The organism is Maribacter zhoushanensis (genome assembly GCF_029350975.1).
GTDB lineage: Bacteria > Bacteroidota > Bacteroidia > Flavobacteriales > Flavobacteriaceae > Maribacter > Maribacter zhoushanensis.
Genome location: NZ_JARKMR010000001.1, coordinates 954,681 through 976,165, shown reverse-complemented (window position 1 = coordinate 976,165; position 21,485 = coordinate 954,681). Strand labels below are relative to the sequence as shown.

Sequence of the window (21,485 nt, the reverse complement as noted above, 5' to 3'; positions counted from 1 at the left end):
GCGTTAAATTTTAACACTTTATATCACCTTTAATAGTATTCACCCTACATTTTTAACATTTCACAACATATAATTTCCTACAAAAATAAACGCAAATACCTTTAACCTCAATCAATCCTAACCAACCACCAATCCCCTATTAATGAATATATTAAAATTTAGGTTTTTAACCGTGACCATTTTTTTGCTCGGTTTTATAAACTTGGTCCAAGCACAATGTGCAGGTAATAACGCCGGCATTGTAGTTTGTGAAAAAGATGCGGATGATGCCAATCGTAACTTTGCACTATTTCCAATACTAGGTGGTTCACCTACCGCTGGTGGAACATGGTCTACCACAAACCCAGAAAATTTCTACGCCTTAAACCAAAGTACCGGGATCGTTGATCTTTGGCGTATTAATAATTACGGTCAACATTCATTTGTATATACCAATACTGATTGCAATGAATCTGCCACTGTAACAATTACCTTAGGGGGGTACCCTGGCGAAGATAATATTGATGGTAGTGCAAATGCCTGTGGTGATGACCCAAGTGTAAACCTTCATGGTTTTTTAGGAAGTAATGTAGACGGAAAAGTTCAAGATTTCAATGGTCTTTGGCAAGAAGACCCTAGCACTTTTACAGGTCAGTTAGAAGACAATATTTTCAATGCCCAACAAGCAGGACCTGGTATATATAATTTTACCTATACCGTACCAGATGTTAATAGTTGTTCTACAAGAACATCAACCGTAATTTTAGAAGTACACCCACCACCAAATGCTGGTAATGCTTTTGGTCTTACATTCTGTGCAGATGATGATTTATCTGCCTATACCGCATTTGATCTCAGCGACCAATTGGTAGGTGAAGACCCTAATGGAACTTGGACAGAAAACGGAACCAACCAATTAAGTGACCTCAACGATTCTGTTATCAATATTCAAGAAATGTATGACAATTTTGGATATGCAGATTTCACGTTCATTTATACAGTATTCCCTAGTCACCCTGTGTGCGAGAAAAGAGAGACCGAAATAAGCATTAGTATTTTACCTGTGTTACACGGCACCATTAGTGCAGATGATATCTGTTCTGGAGAGGATTATGTTGTTGATCTAGTTTACGATGATACACTATTACATAATGGTGATTTTTTAATTCAATATACCATTGATGGTTCATTAGGTGATTCTCCGGCAACACTAGTTGACGGAAATGGAGATTTTATTGTTAGTCCTGGCTTAGTAACTTTAAATAAAGAGGTAACTCTTGAAATTATTGGTATAAGAAGCGTTTCTCCTCCACGAGCTGTTTGCGATAGGGTTGTTGTTCCACCTACTACTTTTTTAGTAACAAGCTCAGCAGTTAGTGCCGAAGATATTTGTGTACAAAATGACAATTCAATACAGATTATTGAGATTCTTGATACTGATGGTAATTTGGCTAATGGAAACTTCACAACCGAATATACAATTACTGACCCAGATGGAGGCACAACAACTTCAGATGCATTTGAACTTGAATTTACTAATGGAGCTGCATCATTTATAATACCTGGCAGTAATTTTATTGAAGGTGGAGATTATGGAATTAGACCTACCATAAGCGATATATATGCCACAAGTTGTCCTATTACAGATACATTTATAGTAACCCCGTTACCAGATGCTATTCAGCTAGACCTCATTGTAGACAATAATTGCGATGCCACACAAATAGATGTTTTGGTAGACGCTCCTATACTACCAGATGGCACGTATACTATAACCTATGATGTTACAGAGTTAGGCACCAATACCGTACTGACTACAAATACTATAAATTTTACGGGTGGCACTGCCGCTTACCAAATAGATGTTGATGCCTTACCGATCGGTAATTATACCGCCAATGTACGTAGCGTTCAAGATGACACCACACCATGCCGGTTAGATTTTGAATTTGAGGAAAATGAAAATTTTTCTCGTGGCGGAGTGCCAGAAGCTCCTGTAGCAGATGCCATTCAAACCTTCTGTTTAAGTGATTTTACCGATACTCCAACTTTGATCGATATTCAAGTTACCGCAGAAGGAGATGTTTTATTTTATGAAACTGCAACAGACGATGACATTTTACCTATTTCAACGCCACTTGTAGATGGTGAAGATTATTTTGTCACTAATAGTGACCCTCTTACCAATTGCGAAGGCACCGATCGCGTTCAAATAACGGTCAGTTTTAGTAATCCTGATGCACCAACAACGGCAAATAGCAACCCAATGTTCTGCGCAGAAACAAATCCAACCTTGTCGAATATTTCTGTAAATATTAGTAATGGTAGTTCTATCACTTGGTTTGATGCAGCTACGGGCGGAAGTGAAATAGAGACCTCAATAGTATTGGTAGACGGTCAAACTTATTTTGCAGCTACCAATAGCGGAGGTTGTACGAGTACAGATCGATTAGAAATTTCGCCGACCGTAATAACCGTAGCACCAACTGCTATTTCATCAGATATGTTATTAGTTTGTGGTTTAGATACCCCTACGGTTGTAGCATTACGGACTTTAGAAGACGAAACAGAGAACGAAGTCTTTTGGTTTATAACAGAAACTGGGGGCACTGCCTTAACAGATGACACGCCTTTAATTAAAGACACCGTTTATTATGCTGAAAATTATAATTCTCTTACCGGATGTTCTTCTGCAACACGTGTTCCAGTAACTATAGACTTTAGCAATTGTGATCCTGAAAATTACGACTTCTTCATTCCTGACGGATTTTCACCAAATGACGACGGTAGAAACGATACCTTTTTCATCCCTAATATAGAAACCATTTTCCCTGATTTCACATTAGAAATATTGAACAGATACGGCACCTCTTTATTCAAAGGAGACATTAACAATCCTGCTTGGGATGGTAGAAATGGTTCTGCCACAGCACCAAACGGAGTCTACTTTTATATCATCAATTATAACAAAGACAATTCTGAACCTATTCAAGGTCGCTTATACTTAAACAGATAACCCATGCACAAGAAAATAACAAACACCACTTGGGGCATCTGCATAGTCATGCTTTTGTTCTTGATACAACTGCAAGGTCAGCAAGACCCGCAGTACACACAATACATGTACAATATGAACGTGGTCAACCCAGCGTATACCACTAACGAACCAGGTATGCTTAATTTTGGTACGCTATATAGAACCCAATGGGAAAATGCTGTTGGCGCACCAAAGACGTTGACCTTTTTTGCCCATACTCCGTTATCGGAAAAAATTGAAATGGGAGCTTCTATTATTTCAGATGATATTGGCGACGGGTCTTTAAAAGAAAATAATATTTATGTTGACTTCGCCTATATTTTAAAACTAGACGAACAAAGTAATTTAAGTTTAGGGTTAAAAGGGGGCATCACTACGTTTGAGACAAATTTCAACGGATTCAGACTACCAGAAGTACAAGATGACCCTGCTTTTAATGAGAATATGAACAACACCTTCCCAAATGTGGGCATAGGTGCATTCTATAACAGAGACAAATTTTATGCAGGTCTTTCTATTCCAAATTTATTGACCTTTAAACATTTAGAAAACAGAGATGGTATAAACCGTATTGGATCAGAAGCCATTCACCTTTTTGGTATGGCAGGCTATGTTTTTGATGTGAATTCAAATTTAAAATTAAAGCCATCCGTATTAACAAAAATAGTATCTGGAGCACCAATAACGGCAGATGTATCTTTAAACGCACTATTCAACAATCGTTTTGAAGGTGGTATATCTTACAGATTAGATGATTCTGTCAATGCAATGTTCAATATTGCCGTAATTCCGTCTTTACGTATTGGCTATGCTTATGATTACACGTTGTCTAATTTAGGCGCATTCAATAATGGATCTCACGAGATTTTCGTGCTGTTCAACCTAGACCTTTGGGGATTTAAAAAGGGCTATGATAAATCTCCTAGATTCTACTAAAATGAAAAAAATACAACTATATATCATCATATTCATAGGCATTTTTCCATCTGCCTGGGCACAACAAGATTTAAAACGTGCCAACGATTTATTTGAAAAGAAATACTATGTAGATGCCATTGCTTTATATGAAGCGGCACTGCCTAGCAATAAAAGTAGTCTGGTCATTAAGAATTTGGCAGATAGCTATTATCACACTTTTGACCTCAATGCATCGGCACGTTGGTATCGTTACCTGATTTCTAATTATGGTGATACCGTAGATGAGCAGTATTATTTTAAACTGAATCAATCTTTAAAAGCAATAGGCGAATATGAAGAAGCAAATAATGTTCTCATAGACTATTACACCAAAGAAGGTAATGTTGCGCAACTACAGCAGCTAAAAGAAGCTATTGCATACCTAGAAAATGTGAGTGCCATTGGTGAGCGTTTTGCTATTGAAAACAGCAAACTGAACACGACCACATCAGAGTTTGGGGCAATGCAAGTGAACAACGCGCTTTGGTATACGGCAACACATAAAAAATCGACCTCAAAAACCTATCGTTGGAACAATCAACATTATTTGGATATTTATACCCATGCCATTGACCAAGTGCAATTGGGAGATAGTCTTAGCATCAGCTTATCTAACAATGTAAACACCAAATTGCATGAAGGGTCTTTTACCATTTCACCTAATGGTACAACCATGTATTTTACTAGAAACAATTACAACAATGGTAAGCGCAAAACAGATGACAAAAAGATTTCAAACCTAAAAATTTATAGTGCTAATTTAGTGGACGGAGAATGGAAGAATGTTACGGAGCTTTCGTTTAACAGCGATGAGTATTCTAATGAGCACCCTGCTTTAAATGCAGATGGTACAAAATTATATTTTTCTTCGGATAGACCTGGCGGATTTGGTTCTTTCGATATCTATGAAGTGAACTTACAGTCAGACAACACATTTAGCACACCCGTTAATTTAGGCAGTGTTATCAATACGGATAAGAAAGAGCAATTTCCTTTTATAGCATCGGATAATTCACTTTATTTTTCATCGAACGGTCACCCAGGTTTTGGACTTTTAGATGTGTTTATTTCTAAAAACAACAATGGAACATTTATGCATCCGGATAATTTAGGGCTGCCTGTAAACAGTGGCTATGATGATTTCTCGTATGTATTAAATACAGATAATTCATCGGGATATTTTGCTAGTAACAGACCATCTGGCGTAGGTAGTGATGATATCTATAGTTTTAGCATTACCCAAGACTTGATCATTGAAGATTGTGAACAATTTATAACCGGTATTATTACAGATCGTACCACTACCCTACCATTAGCTAATGCAATGGTAATATTGTTAAACGCAGAAAATGAACTAGTAGCAACATGCATTACCAAAGAAAATGGTGCATTCAATTTTAATATTGTCTGTGAAGCACTTTACGAAATAACGGCAGAAAAAAATGGGTATGAGGGTAATGCAAAAATCATCCGCAGTACAAAAGAAAGAAATGCTGAACATGATGCGTCAATGGATCTCTATTCCATTCAAGAAAAGCAAAAAGCCGAAGCAATGGTTTTACAACAAAAACAAGAAGCTGAAAGATTACGTACAGAACAGATGACCGCTAAAAAACTTGAGGCAGATAAAATAGCGGCGCAGTTAGCAGAAAAGCAAAGTATTGAAGCGGCAGAACGTTTAAACCAACAGCGTATTGTTGAAAAAGCAAAAGCAGAAAAAGCGTTGGCAAAGAAAATAGAAGATGCCATAAAAACGGAAAATGCCCTTGTAAAAGAAGCTGATCGCACAATTATACAGACCGAAGAAATTCATTTTGATTATAGTCTATGGTACCTACGTAGAGAATCTAGGGAGCGTTTGCAAACGGTCATAGATATCATGAAGAAAAACCCAGGTATGGTCATTGAAATTGGCACGCATACAGATATTCGTGGTAATAAAGAGTATAACAAAGATCTATCTCAAAAACGTGCCGATTCTGCCAAAGATTTCTTGGTTAAAAACGGAATAGCATCTGACAGAGTGGTTTCTAAAGGTTACGGAGAGTCAAAACCCATTGTAGTCTGTGCTACAGAAGAAGCCTGTTCAGAAGAAGATCATGAGTGGAACAGACGCTGTGAATTTGTAGTTCTTAATTGGGAGTACGATAACTAAAAGAACTCAAGATTTCTAAAAAAACTGAAAGCACAACTCTTATAAATTGCGAGAGATTCCAGTATCTTTAGTTCTTAAACTAAAGAACAATGAACTACAACCTCTCAACAATAAAGTCAAAAGAGATTATGCCAGGTTTACATGGCAAATTGGTACACTCTAAAAACATGAGTATGGCATTTTGGGATGTAGAAAAAGGCGCTACCGTACCAGAACATGCACATATGAACGAGCAGATCATGCATGTTATGGAAGGGGATTTTGAATTTACCTTAGACGGAAAAACAAAAGTGTACCACCCAGGTGATATTGTGGTAATAGCCCCTCATTTAAAACATAGTGGTGTTGCCCTGACCCCTTGCAAATTATTAGACGTTTTTAGTCCTACACGAGAAGAATACCGTTAGTAGTTGGTTGTTAACTTAGGCTACACTCAGTTACCGTATTTAAAACAAATTTGAGAAATGAATATATCCTTAAAAAATAGAAAAGCATTAGTTGGTGGTAGTAGCGGTGGCATAGGCAAGGCTATTGCGCAGCAATTAGCCGCTAGTGGTGCCAGTGTAACCCTAATGTCTCATAGCGAAGAGAAGTTACACCACATTGTAAATGAATTACCTACAGATCAAGGGCAACAACACCAATATCTAGCGGTAGATTTCAACAATTTCAAAGACTACCAAAATGTAATCTCCAAGTACTTTGAAAAAAATACTGTAGATATTCTTATCAATAACACCCAAGGTCCTTCCGCTGGTAACACCCTTGAAAAACAAATAAACGATTATCAAGAAGCATTTGACCTTCTATTTAAAACTGTTGTTTTTACTACTGAATTGGCTTTAAAATCAATGACAAAAAACAATTGGGGACGCATTATTAATGTAGCATCGGTATCGGTAAAAGAGCCACTTTCATATTTAGCATTATCTAACTCTATAAGGGCGGCTGTAGTAACCTGGGCAAAATCTTTGGCCACTGATGTTGGCAAGCATAATATAACCGTCAACAGTGTTCTCACCGGATATTTTGATACTGATAGAATTACCCAACTTAATGCAAAAAAAGCCGAACAATTAGGTATTGAAGCCAGTCAGGTAAGAAAAGAAATGGAATCTAGAGTGGCAGTACAACGTATTGGCAAACCAGAAGAGTATGGTTATTTAGCAGCTTTCTTGGCATCTGACAATGCGGCCTACATTACAGGAACAAATATTCCAATTGATGGCGGGCTGTTAAAGTCGTTGTAGTTAATTTAATTGATGTATTAAAATCAAATTTAAACGTTTACAAACGTATATTATCCGCATATTATGCGTTTGCAAACGCATAACACATTGTATTCATTGACATTCTACTAGATATTATTAAATTACGGGTAAAATAGAAATATGTGCAATTGTGCACATATACAATTGTTGTGCGTCATTAAAAAAAATCGTTCTGAATTGAAAAAATGAATCAAGAAAAATTAATAAAAGCTGGATTTAAGATTAAAAATAACTCCACTGAATTGGAAATCCCAAAGAGTTTATTAAAACGGTATAATAATTTGCCGATTGAATATCTGACGTTTCTTAAGAATTTTGAAGAAATAACGAATGAAGATGATACAGCTTGGTTTAACTTAATTAAAGAGTTTAATGGAAATTCAGAAAGTGAATTTAAATGGAACGAATTTGAATTGTTGAGTTTGGAATGGAGCGAAGATGATAATGAAGAATTAAAGGTTATTACTGGATTTTGGAATCACCATATTCCAATTATTCTGTCAGTAAAAGATGAATATCAATTTTTAGCCATTAGTTTGGAAAAGGAAAAATATGGAGAAATAGTTCACGGAACAGAACCTGAATTTGAAAATATAAAAAAGGTTTGTAACAATTTTAACGAACTGATTGATTTACTTGAAAAAAAGGAATTGAAAAACATAGTCTGAATGAAAACGAACGCACAACACGGTGTATAAAACATAGCTAATAAGTGTAAAACCGTAGGGATTGTGATTATTTACAAAGACCGCCAAATTTTTAATTTGGCTTTTAGAATAGAAAAATTAAAAACAAAACATAAAAATTCGGCTCTGTGTTTATCCGAAAAGTTAGTGTCTTTTTACACGCTACGTTTCATACACAAGACCGTTACCCCACATTAAACACAAGCAATGGAAATAGTAATTTCGATTTTGGTTTTTGCAGGTTTCATAACCCTTTTATTCTGGTCTTTGAAATTCAAAACTAAAAGTGAGAAAGAATATGAAAAAAAATTGGAGGAAAGTTTAGCAGATGAGTATATTATTGACCCGGAAACGGGCGCAAAATTAACATTAGAGGAAGCCGAATCTGGACATTGGATTGCCCATAACAATGAATACCGTACAATACCAGAATCTGAAATTAATAAAATACCGACAGAACAAGAGAAAATAGCGGAATTAGGTGTTAATTATCTGAGAAAAAGCAAATTTTTCAGGCGCATAGAACTGACTGAAAAGGAATTACAATTGTTTGCAAAATCTAAAATACTTTCAAAATATGATGATTGGACTTATTCAAATTCTTTTTCATTTGAAAATGGGCTTTTAATACTACCAGCACCTGAAATCCATGGTCAAACATATTATGAGGACGATTATGTGGAATCTCAAATAATGTGCCTTTTGAAAACACAAAATACTGAAGGACATTATTATCTGAGAGAAAAATCCAATGCTGAAAAATTCTTTGATAAATTTAGAAATGACGATGAATTATCATTGAATAATTATGAATGCTTCACATTTAAAAAAAGTTCAGATATCATTCTTTTAAATAGACTATTAGAATCGTTTAAAAATCAAGTAGGATTAGAAATTGAAATTATCAACGATAATTTATTTATTAAGACAACAAAGCTTGTGAATGAATCTGATGTGAAAAGAATAGAGAAAATAATAAAAAACGTGGGGTAACAAAGAACTGAGCTGAAAAACAAATAAAATCTAGCTCAATCTACCCACATAATTCCTGTCATAATCCAAACCTGATATAGCTATTCCATAAGCTTGTTTAATCAATTTATTACAGACTGCTATCAAAGCCAATTTTTTACTCTTCCCTTTTAAAACTATTCTATCATATAACGCCTTGCATTGAGGGTTATGGACACAAGCCGTAAAACTGCAAAGGAAAAGATGGTTCCTCACCAAGGAGTCTCCCGTTTTACTTATTCGAGACTTTCCCCGTATACTACTGCCCGAACTTCGCTCGTTCGGTGCAAGACCGAAATAGGAGGACAACTGCCGTGAACTTTCAAAATCCCGAAAACCGTTCGTACAGACAATTAAAAGCATAGCGGTCTTTCTACCAATACCCGGTATAGTGTTCAGCCTGGTATAAAGCTCTTGTTCGTTAGCACGTATCAACTTTTCAATCTCCGATTCCAATAACTTTATTTCTTTGTCCAAACTCTTCAATTGACGTACGATCGAACGCATTAGCATACCCTTTCCACGTTTACTTGTGGACATTGCGTGAAGTGTGTTCTTTAAGGCCGTACGTTGCTTAAAATAAAGGCGGACAACTCCTTGAAGGGTTTTACTCTCTACAATGTAACCAGGTTCCGGTGACCATAGGTCCAAAGCTTGTTCCTCGCCATAGCGACATATCATCTTGGCATCGCTCTTATCCGTTTTTACCTGATTTAGTTTCATCTGTATAAAACGCTTGATGATCAATGGATTTATCACGGAAACACGTAAAGCGCTATCGAACAAATAAATGGCAAGTTGTTGATGATAACATCCTGTAGCTTCCATTACGCACCAATGATCCGTTGTTATACTTTTTTTTAAATAACTTGAAACCTTTCTCGTCATTACTATATTGGAAATGACCACTCTTAGAATCATAAACATCGAAAACATCTTTAGAGATATCTATCCCCACAAAAATTGTACTTTTATTCATATTATTAAATTTTTAAAGAACAAACACTAATGCTATACATCATCCTAGAAACAGGTTCTAATGACCTAATGAACTGATCGTATTTGAATAGTAAAAGAGCAGGGATTTTCTTTGTTGACGGAATCTGAAGTTCCTAAACCTAAAATAACCTTACTCTGCTCTTTTGTTCTTTTGTTAAACTATAAAAGATAACAGAATACTAACTTAGGAAGCCTAAACGCAATGCGGACTTTAGGGCAAAACCGAAAGGTCTGTGTATATTTATAAAGTCGCTAAATCTTATGGATTTAGCTTTGGAACAAAAAAAAAGCAAAACCCGCCCGTACCGAACGGCACTTTCGGGCGAGCAATAAGCTTTAGCTTAATGCGCAGACGGAAACGAAAGGTTTCCTTGCCAGCTCTACTTGCCCTAGCTGAGACCTTATCTGCAACTATATAAAAACATAGATTATGAAGTATTTTAGTAAAGCTAGTTCTTCTTCAAAGAATAATGCTTCCATAAGAATTAAAGAATCGGAAATTGTTTTTGGAACGACTCCTGAATCTGCCGATCATCTACCAAACCCTGCTGAATTGTTCTTAGGGTCATTTTCTGCTTGTATTCTTAAAAATGTAGAACGTTTCTCTGTTTTAATGAATTTTGAATACTCAAACGCAGAAATAGCGGTTAATGCTATCCGTCTTGACAAACCACCCAGAATGGATGAGATAAATTATGAACTGAAAATTTACAGTCAAGACAAAAACTTAAATATTGATTTACTTAAAAAGAATATAGAAAAGTTTGGCACCATATTTAACACGGTAAAGTCTGTATGTTCTGTTACTGGTGAAATTAAGCAAATAATAGAGTAAAAATTATAACTAATTAATCCTATATCCCTGCAAATAATTAAAATATAACAAGCAACCAAATTGTTATCTAAAGTATGGGCATCTACATGAAATGTATAATTTATAGCGAAAGAAATCCTAGAATACAGGCTTATTTATAAGCCAAAGCTAAATGCCCCTAAAGTAATTAATAAGGCAAAAATCATTACGTACTAACCATACTCCAATAAATATTCGCTCATTAATTAGCGACAAAAATTAAAACGATTTAACTTACGCTAAGACAAAACACCATTAATGAAAAAGATAGCAATTGGTTGCGGAATATTTTTAGTGCTGGTCATTGGTACGGTTACCTTACTGTTCTACATACTAACTAGACCTAAATACAGAGACGTATCTAAGGAAAAACCATTCTCAGAAATTTTAAATCAAAAAATAATCACTAAAAGACCTACATTAATTTTAGAAAATGATTTGCCTAGATATGAAGATTACGGCTATCATTTAGAAGATGGTAGTGGTTTTGGAATGGAATCTAGTTTAGAAGTAATTGCCAAAATACCTACTGGCACAGAGCTACAAATAGATAAAATAGAAATACATACTAACAGGGTTAGCGGCACATCTAGTGTTTATCTCTTTGGTAATGCCTACAGTAAAGAAAAGCAAGAAAACTATGGTTTTCAGTATACCTGGGGCAATTACCACACTATATACGAAGACAACCCATACTGGACTTTTGAACTTGCCTTTTGGCAAGATGAACCGTTGACTGAAAAGTATTATATAGACGTTCCATAATGGTTATTTTATGCCTTCATTATTTGTGCGCTATTTGTAACCGTTTATTTAAAATTTCACAAAAAAAATTGAAGCGTACTTTATTTTAGTTCCAAGCGCATTATTAGTACTAGTCATTGGAATACCACATTTAGGGTTTCATTTAGAAAAAGAAAGCACTATTTCAGAACTAAAGAAAATATTGAACCTATAGTTACTTCATTTTCTAAAAAATTGAGAAGCTTAAAACGACATGAAATCATAGTAATTTGCTTAAAACCAAAAAACGCCAAATAATACTATTTGGCGTTTTCGTTTTCAAATATTCTCTGAAATAATGATATTTATTTCATCTCATAAATAGCAATGGTACTAGATACTTCATGAGTTGCAATCATTAAATAATTTCCTGTTGGGCTATCGTTTTTATCTACTACTATTAAGCCCTCTGGTGAAATATCATTAGCATCATATATCCAAGTAACAAAAACTGGATTATATGGATTGGTTACGTTGTAAGCCAATATTCCACTTGTTCTTTCCAGTCCTACAAATAATAACGTCTCTTCACCAACCTTCAAAGTTTTTACAGCTTCTGGCTCAGCACCCTTGTCATCTGACCTACCATCTACTTCGCCTTCATCTTGGTTAAATATAGATGGAGCCAATGCCAATGTTCTTCTAGAAATTTCAGAACCTGAATCATACACTAATTGTCCGTTTGTATCCCGTATAGAAAAAGAACGAGCACCGTACGAATATATCTGCTCATACAACCCATCGTTATCTTGGTCTCCGTTTGCTGTTGTAGTTTTTAATCGACCCAGATTTTCATCTTCTTGCAATGCTTCAAAATCAGGATAAAAAGCAGGGTCTAAATCCAAATCCTTAACCCGCACTTCTTCAGAATAACCGTCATAGTCCCTTGAATCGCCTTCATTGGCAGAAACAATATAGCCGTTTCCATTAGCTGAGAAATAGTCTATTGCATCGGGCATATAAAAACCCAAAACATTCCAGTTTTTTAAATTTCCTGCTATTCCGTCTTTATTAGATGCATCAATTTCGTTACCTGACACATTATGATTCTTTGTTCCCAAACCTACCAAACCGGTAATGGTTTTCGTAGTAAGGTCAACTATTGCCATTCCGTTATTCTCCTGCAAACCAATATATGCGGTGCTAGAATCGTCCGAAATGGTAACATACTCCGGCTCTACATCTTGTTCAAATGATGAAGCACCATCATTACCAAAAACTCTGAATCCGTTACCAGGATTCATCTGTCCGGCAAAAGAAATTTGCGTGGCAGTTTCCGCAGCCACTTCAATAACCGTTATTGAACCTTCTGGATCTACCGTATATTCATCATTAGGCTCACCTTCATTGGCAGCAACGATATATTCCCCATCAGGAGAAAAAGCAACCATATCTGGTAATGCTCCTGCTACATAAGACTTGATCAAAACTTGCGTATCGGTATCATAAGTATCAACAGTACCGTTTAATTGCTTGTCGTTATTTTCAACGGCAACAGCTAAAATACCATTGTTTACAGCGACAGAATTAGGGCTCCCAGTTAAAGCGATAGAAGCACCTTTTACAGGGCTTGTTGCATCGGTCAAATCTAATACCGAAATTTCATCTTCTTCAGGGTTTACTATGAACAACTTTTTGGTAACCGCATCAAAAGCAGATATTTCTGCAAAAGCTTCGTCATTACCATTGGTAAACGTTCCTATTTTAGAAAAGCTAAGCTGATCTATAGTTGTTGGAAATTCGGCATCCATACCATCGGCTCCGTCAACACCATCGGAACCATCTGCACCGTCTACGCCGTTAACACCGTCTACACCATCAATACAGTCATCAGCACACGAAGTAAATATTAGGGTAAATCCAAGAATTCCAATACAAAAGGGTTTTAATACATTTTTCATTTTAATACAGTTTGGTTTTAAGTATCAAAACAAATAGATTTATGTAAAGTTGGGGTTAACCGTGTCGCAAATAATTATTAAGAAGGTATTAAGTTCTTGTAAACAAATGCTTAATGCGTAGTACAACTATGAATAGAAATGGTATTTAAAAATAAAAATCAAGCTTAACTTAAAGTTATCTGAGTCAGGGTTATTAATGTATGCTACAACTCACCTACTGTATCTATCTATTGCTTTTTTTTACAAAAAATTAATTACAAAACATGACTAACTAAATCATAATCAATTAATTTTAGGTAATTAGCTACAAATTAAGTAATCTTACTACCGTGAAAAAATTAAAGCTTTTTATCTGTCTTACAACCCTGTGCACAATACATATATTTGCACAGGAAAAATGGAATATAAATTATGATGGAGACATTAAAATCTATACGCCCAAAGATTTAAAAAGCAATAAAACGTTTGACGTTTACACCTACGGACCTATAGAAACTATAAACGAAGATTTAAAAACTTGGGTGTCTGAAACTGCAAAGCATAAACAAAAGGAATTAGGCGAACCTCTTAAAAAATGGGTAGTAAAATCTGAAAAAAAAGATTACGCAATTACCAATAGTTACGTTGACGGCAATGGTGTAACCATGCAAGTTGCCTACCAAGGTGGCAAATTAGACGATGGTCGTAATTTCTTTATAAGACTTATAACATCTACCGACCTCGTGATTGTTTTAAAATACGGTGCTAGATTTGACGATTTAGTGAAAGATATAAAAGCAGACATGTTGACGAAAAAAACTACCAAGGTAGCTACAAAGAGTTTAGCATCTAACCAAACAGCTACCACGCCAACTGTTACTACCTCTGTTGAGACATCTGGTGAAGCATTATCGCCCGGTGATGCTCCAAAAGGTTTTTTGGAACTTAGAGGTGTGTTAAAAAGAGGTTTTTCAAATGGTATGCTCAGTACCACCAGCGGTGTCATTGCCCTTTTTAAAGACGGTACCTATACCAGCGATATAGGACGCACTTTTTCTAAAGGTATTGCGGCATCTAAAAGTGAAAAACCAAATAGATGGGGACAGTGGCGTATGCGAAATAATGACCTAGAAATAAAAGCACATGGTAAAACAGAGTATAAAGATGCAAGAGACTGGCTTACCGAGCCAGCAACAAAAAATTTAAAACTTAACAATTGCTACGGCAATATTACATCAAGAAGTACTGAAGGCTACGGTGGCGGCAGCACCGTAGGTAATGCCAGTTCATGGTGTTTTAAGAACAACGGTCGTTTTGCTCATTCTAAAACTGGTTTTGCTAATGCTAATGGTGGTGTAAGGGGATCAACATCATCTAGCAATAAAACGGGCGGCAGATATTACTTATCCAATTATGTAGCTAGGTTTGTTTACGACGACGGTACTGAAGTTACTACCTCTTTCTGTTTTCTAAATGAAAAGAAAACGCATATTGCCATTAACGGAAAGCGATTAACGGGTAAGTAAGGAATAGCCTTAAAATTTAAAAGCACACTCACACTACAATTGAACTTTCTCTCTAACCGACTTATTACCTATATTCTTCTACAATACTATTACCCCGTTACAGTAATTATCTCCACCATTAACTTAGAACAATCATAATTACTAACCGAAAAGTAGGTTTCACTCATTTTTGATTGTATATAAAATTACCTTGGCACAGTTTTGTATTGTAATTTTACTATGATGAAAAAGCTATTTGTAATTCTAATTCTATTTATGTCCGCACAATTTGGTAATGCCCAAGAACACAATTCTTATGATACACTTTGGGATAAAGTTTATGATTTGGAAGATCAAAACTTGAGTAAATCTGCATTAAAGCAGACAGAAGCCATTTTTGAAAAGGCGAAAAAAGAAGGTATTAAAGTACAGCTAATCAAAGCCCTGCTTTACAAGTCGCAATTTATAATGACTCTTAAAGAGGATTCCAAATTAAGCATCATCAATGATTTTAAATCTGAAATTGCCGTTGCCGATGAACCAACCAAGCAAATTCTGCATAGTTATTTGGCACAACTATATTGGCAGTATTTTCAACAAAACAGATATCGCTTTTACAATAGGACAACAACAGATGCAAAAGTAGATTCCACGGATTTTAGAACTTGGGATTTAGATACTCTTTTTAAGGAAATTGACTTCAACTTTACCGCCTCTATAGAAAACCCTAGCGTTACACAAAAGTTACCTATTTCTCAGTTTGATGTACTATTAGATGTAAAAGAGAAAAATAGAATTTTTAGACCTACACTGTATGATCTTTTGGCACATACAGCGCTAGAGTTTTATACGACTAGTGAAAACAATATTAATAAACCTGCAGATGCTTTTGAAATTGATGATGAAGCTATTTTATGTGAGGCATACACCGCTAGTTTTTTAAATTTTGATGAAGGACAAAGTTTATCACTTCAGTCTAAGGCTCTAAATATTTACCAACAATTAGTAGCTTTTCATTTTGGCAACCCAGACATTAACCCGCTTGTAATGGTTGACATAGAGCGTTTACGTTATATTCACCAAAACGCTACTTTCAGCAATAAGGATAATCTTTATGTAGAAGTACTTAAAAATTCAGCCGAGAATATAAAACATAGTTCCCTTTCTGGTCTATACACCTATGAAATAGCGCTACAATACCAACAATTTGGTCTCACCTACACTGCCGAAAATAATATAGAACACCAATGGAAATTAAAAGAGGCTATCGAATTATGTGATGATATTATCGCACGATTTCCTAAAAGCTTAGGTGCACAAAAATGCGAAGTTTTAAAGGCAAAGATTCAAGACTACAGTGTTCAGTTAACCGCTGAAAAACACATTCCCAATAATACGTTAGGTCGACTTTTGGTGCAATACAAAAATGTTGAAAACTTAGATTTAAATGCCTATAAAATCACTCAAAATCAACTATCGAAACTAGAGGAAATTTACCCAGATGCTAAAAGAAAAGTTTTTATTAAAAACCTACCTATAGCTAAAACTTGGTCTGCAGATTTAAAGACCGAGAAAGATTACCAGACACACAGCACTGAAATCCTAGTACCTGCATTAGAAAATGGAAGCTATATTTTAACCGCTGAATCTAAAGATGAAAAAACAGATGTATTTAGCTATACGCCTGTACAGGCAACAGATGTTGCGGTTATTGAATCTCAAACCAACACACATCAACAATACCAAATCATAGGAAGAAACAATGGTAAACCTATTGCAGTTGCCGAGGTTGCTTTAAGTTATAGAAAAAACTACAAAGATGCACTTACGCGAGCGTCATATATCACCGATAAATCAGGTTTTATTACCATTGAAAAAAGTAAAAATAACTGGAACGATCTAAACATAACTGTTAAAAGTAAAAATGACAAAGCCTATTTTGGTGATTACTACGTTAACCGAAGCTATGCCGAAAACAAGGAACAAATTAACTACAGTTGCTTTCTATTTACAGACCGAAGTATTTACAGACCAGGACAACCTGTTTATTTCAAAGGAATTGCCATAAGCCAGAATAAAGGTATTTCTAAAGTCTTGGAGAACACAAACATTAATGTAACTCTATATGATGTAAATGGTCAAGAAATAGAAACCCAAGTCTTGAGGTCTAATGAATACGGTTCAGTGTCAGGTGAATTTATACTGCCAAATACGGGACTAACAGGGCAATTTTCTATCCGTACTACCTCAGACACCTATGGGTTAAATGGATACGCAACTATTTCAGTAGAAGAGTATAAACGACCAAAATTTGAAACCAATTTTGAACCTGTTACAGCAACCTATAAAGTAAATGATAGTGTAACCGTAACCGGTAAAGCTACTGCATATGCGGGCAGTAATATAACTGATGCTAAAGTAGTTTACCGGGTAAAAAGAGTAGTAAGTGTACCAAGATGGTATAATTGGACAAGACCATTTTTTAATGGTTCATCACAAGAAATTGTTCAAGGAGAAACCGTTACAGATGCTCTAGGTAATTACAATATCACCTTCAAGGCTATACCAGACAATAGTATAGAAAGAGAAAACTTACCAACGTTCACCTATGAGGTTACGGCAGATGTAACTGATATTAACGGAGAAACAAGAAGCACAACGACCAATGTAAACGTGGGCTATCACGCATTGAACGTAAGACTATTAATATTAGAGCGCATAAATAAGTCTCTAAAAGATAACAGCTTTACTATTACCAGTAATAATTTAAACGGACAGCCTGTTGCTGCAACAGGAGAAGTGAAACTATACAAATTACAGGCACCTAAACATGTACTTAGACCAAGACCATGGGCTGCGCCAGATTATTCAGGTTTTTCAAAAGAAGAATTTAGGAAGTTATACCCGCATGATGCTTATAAGAATGAAGACAATGCTTCTAATTGGCAGAAAGGAAAAATGGTTTGGCAATCTACATTTGATACCCAAAAAGCTAATGAAATCAGTCTTGGGAAAACTAAAAATTGGACATCTGGAAAATATAGAATGGAACTGTTTTCAAAAGATAAGTTTGGGCAAGTAGTAAAAGATATCGCTGTTTTTTCCATCACGGACAATGAGCAAAAGTTAGCCGACAACCAATTGTTTCACGTAAAAACGGATAAGGAACAATACGCAATTGGAGACCAGGCACAGATTACTTTTCTTTCTAATGCAGAAAATCTGAATATTACGGTAATTGTAGAGAAAAACAAGGAGGTTTTTGAAGAAAAGGTCATTACGCTAAATGGTAATTCTAAAACAATATCAGTACCAGTTACCAAAGATGATTTAGGAGGTTTTGCTATTACATACAGTTATGTATTTGCCAATCATTTTGAAGAGAATACTGTGAACATACTTGTACCCTACCCGTCTAATGAGTTAGAAATAGAAACCACGACTTTTAGGGATAAAATTGCACCAGGTGTTGATGAAACTTGGTCTTTTAAAGTCAAAGGACCTGCAGGTGATAAAGTGAGTGCAGAGCTATTGGCTAGTATGTATGATGCCTCTCTTGATCAATTTAAACCACACTCATGGTATTTTAATCCTATCAACCAGCCTCATTATTATTCTCGTAGAAGAACTAGCGCTTATAATAGTTTTACCACTATTAATTTTCAAACATTTTCTCACCATACCAGCTTTAACTACCCTAATCTTAGTTTTGACACTTTTGATTCCTTTGGCTTAGATTTTCATACTTACAGTAATTTTTACGAACCTAGGGCTATGTATAAAAGATCTGCAGCACCCTTGGAAAGAGCTATGATGGCAGATGATTCCCCTTTAGAAGAAACGATAGTTATTGGATATGGATCTGTTAAAGAAGAAAGTGAGTTATCAGGTGCTGTTGCAAGTGTTGAAACCAAAGAACTAGAACCAGAGACCGAGAATCTTGATTTTGGGTCAGTTACTATACGCAAGAACCTACAGGAAACCGCATTTTTCTTCCCCACCTTAAAAACAGATAAGGAAGGGAATGTTTCTTTCAATTTCACGACTCCAGAAGCGCTTACAAAATGGAACCTACAACTTTTAGCACATACCAAAGAATTGGAAAGTACCATTACAAATCTGACAACGGTAACCCAAAAAGAATTGATGGTAACACCAAATGTACCACGGTTTTTACGTGAAGGAGATGAAATCACCATTAGCACTAAAATTGCCAACCTTACTGAAAAACTACTTGCTGGACAGGCAAAATTAGAGTTGACAGATGCAGTAACCGGATCAGATATATCTAATCAATTGTTGGACTCACCGCACACAACTTCCTTTAATGTGGATGCCATGGGTAACACACAAGTATCTTGGTCACTAAAAATTCCTGATGGTTTACAATCCGTCCAATATAAAATCATTGCAAAAGCAGGTGATTTTTCTGATGGTGAACAGCATATGCTGCCTGTATTATCTAACAGAATGTTGGTAACGGAAACACTACCTATGTGGATCCGCAGTAACCAAACAAAAACGTTTACGCTTGATAAATTAAAGAAAACGTCTTCGGCAACGTTAAATCATCACAAGTTGACTTTGGAGATGACTTCTAACCCTGCTTGGTATGCAGTGCAGGCATTGCCTTATTTAATGGAGTATCCGTACGATTGTAATGAGCAGACCTTCTCTAGGTATTATGCAAATACCTTGGCTAGTCATATTGCCAACAGTAATCCCAGAATTAGGGAGGTATTTGATCAATGGGCAAATTCAGATGCTTTATTGAGTAATCTGGAAAAGAACGAAGAATTGAAATCCCTTCTCATTCAAGAGACACCTTGGTTGCGAGACGCACAGTCTGAAACGGAGCAAAAGAAAAGAATTGGGTTATTGTTCAATTTGAACAAGATGAAAAATGAGCAGCAATCAGCATTAAACAAACTTGCTCAAAATCAGAATTCAAGCGGTGCATGGTCTTGGTTCAACGGCGGTCCGAATAACAGATACATAACCCAACATATCATTTCTGGTATGGGTCATTTAAATCATTTGGTTACTTCGGCTACGCTCAGCAACCGAAATGAAGCGGCTACAGCGAGCCTACAAAGGGATATGATTAAGGATGCAATTTTATATTTAGATGATGAGTTTGTAAAAGAGTATGAGTATATGAAGAAACATACTTCTAATATAAAAAACGACCATTTAAGCGCAAATCAGGTTCATTATTTATACATGCGCAGCTTTTTTAAGGATATTAAAACCTCTAAAAAAGTAGATGAGATAACTGCGTATTATATGAAGCAAGCACAGAAATATTGGATAAAGAGAAACTTGTATGCTCAAGGAATGTTAGCATTGGTTCTACATAGAAATAATGATGCAAACACGTCTACCAAGATTCTACGCGCTTTAGAAGAAAATAGTATTACTAGTGATGAATTGGGCATGTACTGGAAAAGCAATACCAGCTCATGGTATTGGTACCAAGCACCCATTGAAACACAAGCGTTGTTAATTGAAGCATTTTCCGAGATTCGCCCTACGGATATTGAAACCATAGACAACCTTAAAATATGGTTGCTTAAAAATAAACAGACCAACCAATGGAGCACTACTAAAGCTACCACAGAAGCAGTATATGCGTTACTACTTCAGGGTAGTGAATGGTTATCCGTTACAGATGCTGTAGATGTGCTAATTGGAGGAGAAAAGATAGACCCCTCCAGTTTAGAGGATGTAAAGGTCGAAGCCGGTACAGGTTACTTTAAAACATCATGGAATACTACTGAGATTTCTCCTAAAATGGGTGATGTGCAAATCAGTAAAAAAGGCAACGGTATTGCCTGGGGAGCTTTGTACTGGCAGTATTTTGAGGACTTAGACAAAATTACAAGCGCTGAGACCCCATTAAATCTAAAGAAGAAAATCTTCTTAAAAAAGAATACCGATTCTGGCGAGGTAATTTCTGAAATAACGGATAAAACTACTTTAAAGGTGGGAGACTTGGTTAAAATAAGAATAGAATTAAGAGCGGATAGAGACATGGAGTTTGTACATATGAAAGATATGCGAGCTGCCGGTTTTGAGCCAGTAAACGTAATTTCCAGATACAAATGGCAAGACGGACTTGGGTATTACGAAAGCACAAAAGATGCTAGCACCAATTTCTTCTTTGACTATTTACGTAAAGGAGTTTATGTATTTGAATATAATGTTCGTGTAAATAATGCTGGCGATTTTAGCAATGGTATTACTACAATTGAAAGTATGTATGCACCGGAGTTTAGTAGTCATAGTGAAGGTGTTCGTGTTTCGGTGAGCAACTAATTTAATTACGAACGTGTGAAGTAATCTGTTTATGAACTGACTAAAACTTAC

12 protein-coding genes and 1 pseudogene are annotated in these 21,485 nt (G+C 35.8%); 11 read left to right on the top strand and 2 right to left on the bottom strand.

Annotation, left to right across the window (positions count from 1 at the left end; translation table 11 throughout):
- The first annotated feature begins 142 nt into the window (after positions 1-142).
- From PXD56_RS04000 to PXD56_RS03970, 7 genes are all read left to right on the top strand, one after another.
- A complete protein-coding gene (locus tag PXD56_RS04000; protein ID WP_276492053.1) occupies positions 143-2,995 on the top strand; it encodes a T9SS type B sorting domain-containing protein in 2,853 nt (950 codons plus the stop codon).
- Positions 2,996-2,998: 3 nt separating this feature from the next.
- The gene (locus PXD56_RS03995; protein ID WP_276492052.1) at positions 2,999-3,952 is read left to right on the top strand and encodes a PorP/SprF family type IX secretion system membrane protein; all 954 of its coding nucleotides are present in this window, start codon (positions 2,999-3,001) and stop codon (positions 3,950-3,952) included.
- A 1-nt stretch (position 3,953) separates the two neighbouring features.
- Positions 3,954-6,128, top strand: a complete 2,175-nt coding sequence (locus tag PXD56_RS03990) for an OmpA family protein (protein WP_276492051.1) — start codon at positions 3,954-3,956, stop codon at positions 6,126-6,128.
- A gap of 89 nt (positions 6,129-6,217) precedes the next feature.
- Positions 6,218-6,535, top strand: coding sequence for a cupin domain-containing protein (locus tag PXD56_RS03985; RefSeq protein ID WP_276492050.1), 318 nt, complete (start codon positions 6,218-6,220; stop codon positions 6,533-6,535).
- Positions 6,536-6,592: 57 nt separating this feature from the next.
- Positions 6,593-7,378: an SDR family oxidoreductase gene (locus tag PXD56_RS03980; protein WP_276492049.1), complete on the top strand. Its 786-nt coding sequence runs from the start codon at positions 6,593-6,595 to the stop codon at positions 7,376-7,378.
- A gap of 206 nt (positions 7,379-7,584) precedes the next feature.
- Complete coding sequence (locus PXD56_RS03975; RefSeq protein ID WP_123898764.1) at positions 7,585-8,067, top strand: SMI1/KNR4 family protein; 483 nt, start codon at positions 7,585-7,587, stop codon at positions 8,065-8,067.
- Between the two features lie 225 nt (positions 8,068-8,292).
- Positions 8,293-9,078: a hypothetical protein gene (locus tag PXD56_RS03970; protein ID WP_276492048.1), complete on the top strand. Its 786-nt coding sequence runs from the start codon at positions 8,293-8,295 to the stop codon at positions 9,076-9,078.
- A 30-nt stretch (positions 9,079-9,108) separates the two neighbouring features.
- Here PXD56_RS03970 and PXD56_RS03965 read toward each other — a convergent pair.
- Positions 9,109-10,075, bottom strand: a pseudogene (locus PXD56_RS03965) (IS110 family RNA-guided transposase).
- Positions 10,076-10,525: 450 nt separating this feature from the next.
- Between PXD56_RS03965 and PXD56_RS03960 the strand changes: the two are divergent.
- Both PXD56_RS03960 and PXD56_RS03955 read left to right on the top strand, forming a co-directional pair.
- The gene (locus tag PXD56_RS03960) at positions 10,526-10,930 is read left to right on the top strand and encodes an OsmC family protein (protein WP_276492047.1); all 405 of its coding nucleotides are present in this window, start codon (positions 10,526-10,528) and stop codon (positions 10,928-10,930) included.
- A gap of 276 nt (positions 10,931-11,206) precedes the next feature.
- Positions 11,207-11,713 carry a hypothetical protein gene (locus PXD56_RS03955; protein ID WP_276492046.1) on the top strand — a complete coding sequence of 169 codons (507 nt, stop codon included), beginning with the start codon at positions 11,207-11,209 and terminating at the stop codon, positions 11,711-11,713.
- A 323-nt stretch (positions 11,714-12,036) separates the two neighbouring features.
- Here PXD56_RS03955 and PXD56_RS03950 read toward each other — a convergent pair whose 3' ends face one another.
- The gene (locus PXD56_RS03950; protein ID WP_276492045.1) at positions 12,037-13,632 is read right to left on the bottom strand and encodes a choice-of-anchor I family protein; all 1,596 of its coding nucleotides are present in this window, start codon (positions 13,630-13,632) and stop codon (positions 12,037-12,039) included.
- 329 nt (positions 13,633-13,961) lie between these two features.
- Here PXD56_RS03950 and PXD56_RS03945 point away from each other — a divergent pair, with 329 nt between their 5' ends.
- Both PXD56_RS03945 and PXD56_RS03940 read left to right on the top strand, forming a co-directional pair.
- A complete protein-coding gene (locus PXD56_RS03945; protein WP_276492044.1) occupies positions 13,962-15,137 on the top strand; it encodes a hypothetical protein in 1,176 nt (391 codons plus the stop codon).
- Between the two features lie 222 nt (positions 15,138-15,359).
- Complete coding sequence (locus PXD56_RS03940; protein WP_476703478.1) at positions 15,360-21,434, top strand: alpha-2-macroglobulin family protein; 6,075 nt, start codon at positions 15,360-15,362, stop codon at positions 21,432-21,434.
- Positions 21,435-21,485: the final 51 nt, after the last annotated feature.

Excerpts from the sequence above, each read along its gene's own strand:
- PXD56_RS04000 (WP_276492053.1), top strand. The coding sequence starts at position 143 with ATGAATATATTAAAATTTAGGTTTTTAACCGTGACCATTTTTTTGCTC.
- PXD56_RS03995 (WP_276492052.1), top strand. The coding sequence starts at position 2,999 with ATGCACAAGAAAATAACAAACACCACTTGGGGCATCTGCATAGTCATG.
- PXD56_RS03990 (WP_276492051.1), top strand. The coding sequence starts at position 3,954 with ATGAAAAAAATACAACTATATATCATCATATTCATAGGCATTTTTCCA.
- PXD56_RS03985 (WP_276492050.1), top strand. The coding sequence starts at position 6,218 with ATGAACTACAACCTCTCAACAATAAAGTCAAAAGAGATTATGCCAGGT.
- PXD56_RS03980 (WP_276492049.1), top strand. The coding sequence starts at position 6,593 with ATGAATATATCCTTAAAAAATAGAAAAGCATTAGTTGGTGGTAGTAGC.
- PXD56_RS03975 (WP_123898764.1), top strand. The coding sequence starts at position 7,585 with ATGAATCAAGAAAAATTAATAAAAGCTGGATTTAAGATTAAAAATAAC.
- PXD56_RS03970 (WP_276492048.1), top strand. The coding sequence starts at position 8,293 with ATGGAAATAGTAATTTCGATTTTGGTTTTTGCAGGTTTCATAACCCTT.
- PXD56_RS03960 (WP_276492047.1), top strand. The coding sequence starts at position 10,526 with ATGAAGTATTTTAGTAAAGCTAGTTCTTCTTCAAAGAATAATGCTTCC.
- PXD56_RS03955 (WP_276492046.1), top strand. The coding sequence starts at position 11,207 with ATGAAAAAGATAGCAATTGGTTGCGGAATATTTTTAGTGCTGGTCATT.
- PXD56_RS03950 (WP_276492045.1), bottom strand. The coding sequence starts at position 13,632 with ATGAAAAATGTATTAAAACCCTTTTGTATTGGAATTCTTGGATTTACC.
- PXD56_RS03940 (WP_476703478.1), top strand. The coding sequence starts at position 15,360 with ATGAAAAAGCTATTTGTAATTCTAATTCTATTTATGTCCGCACAATTT.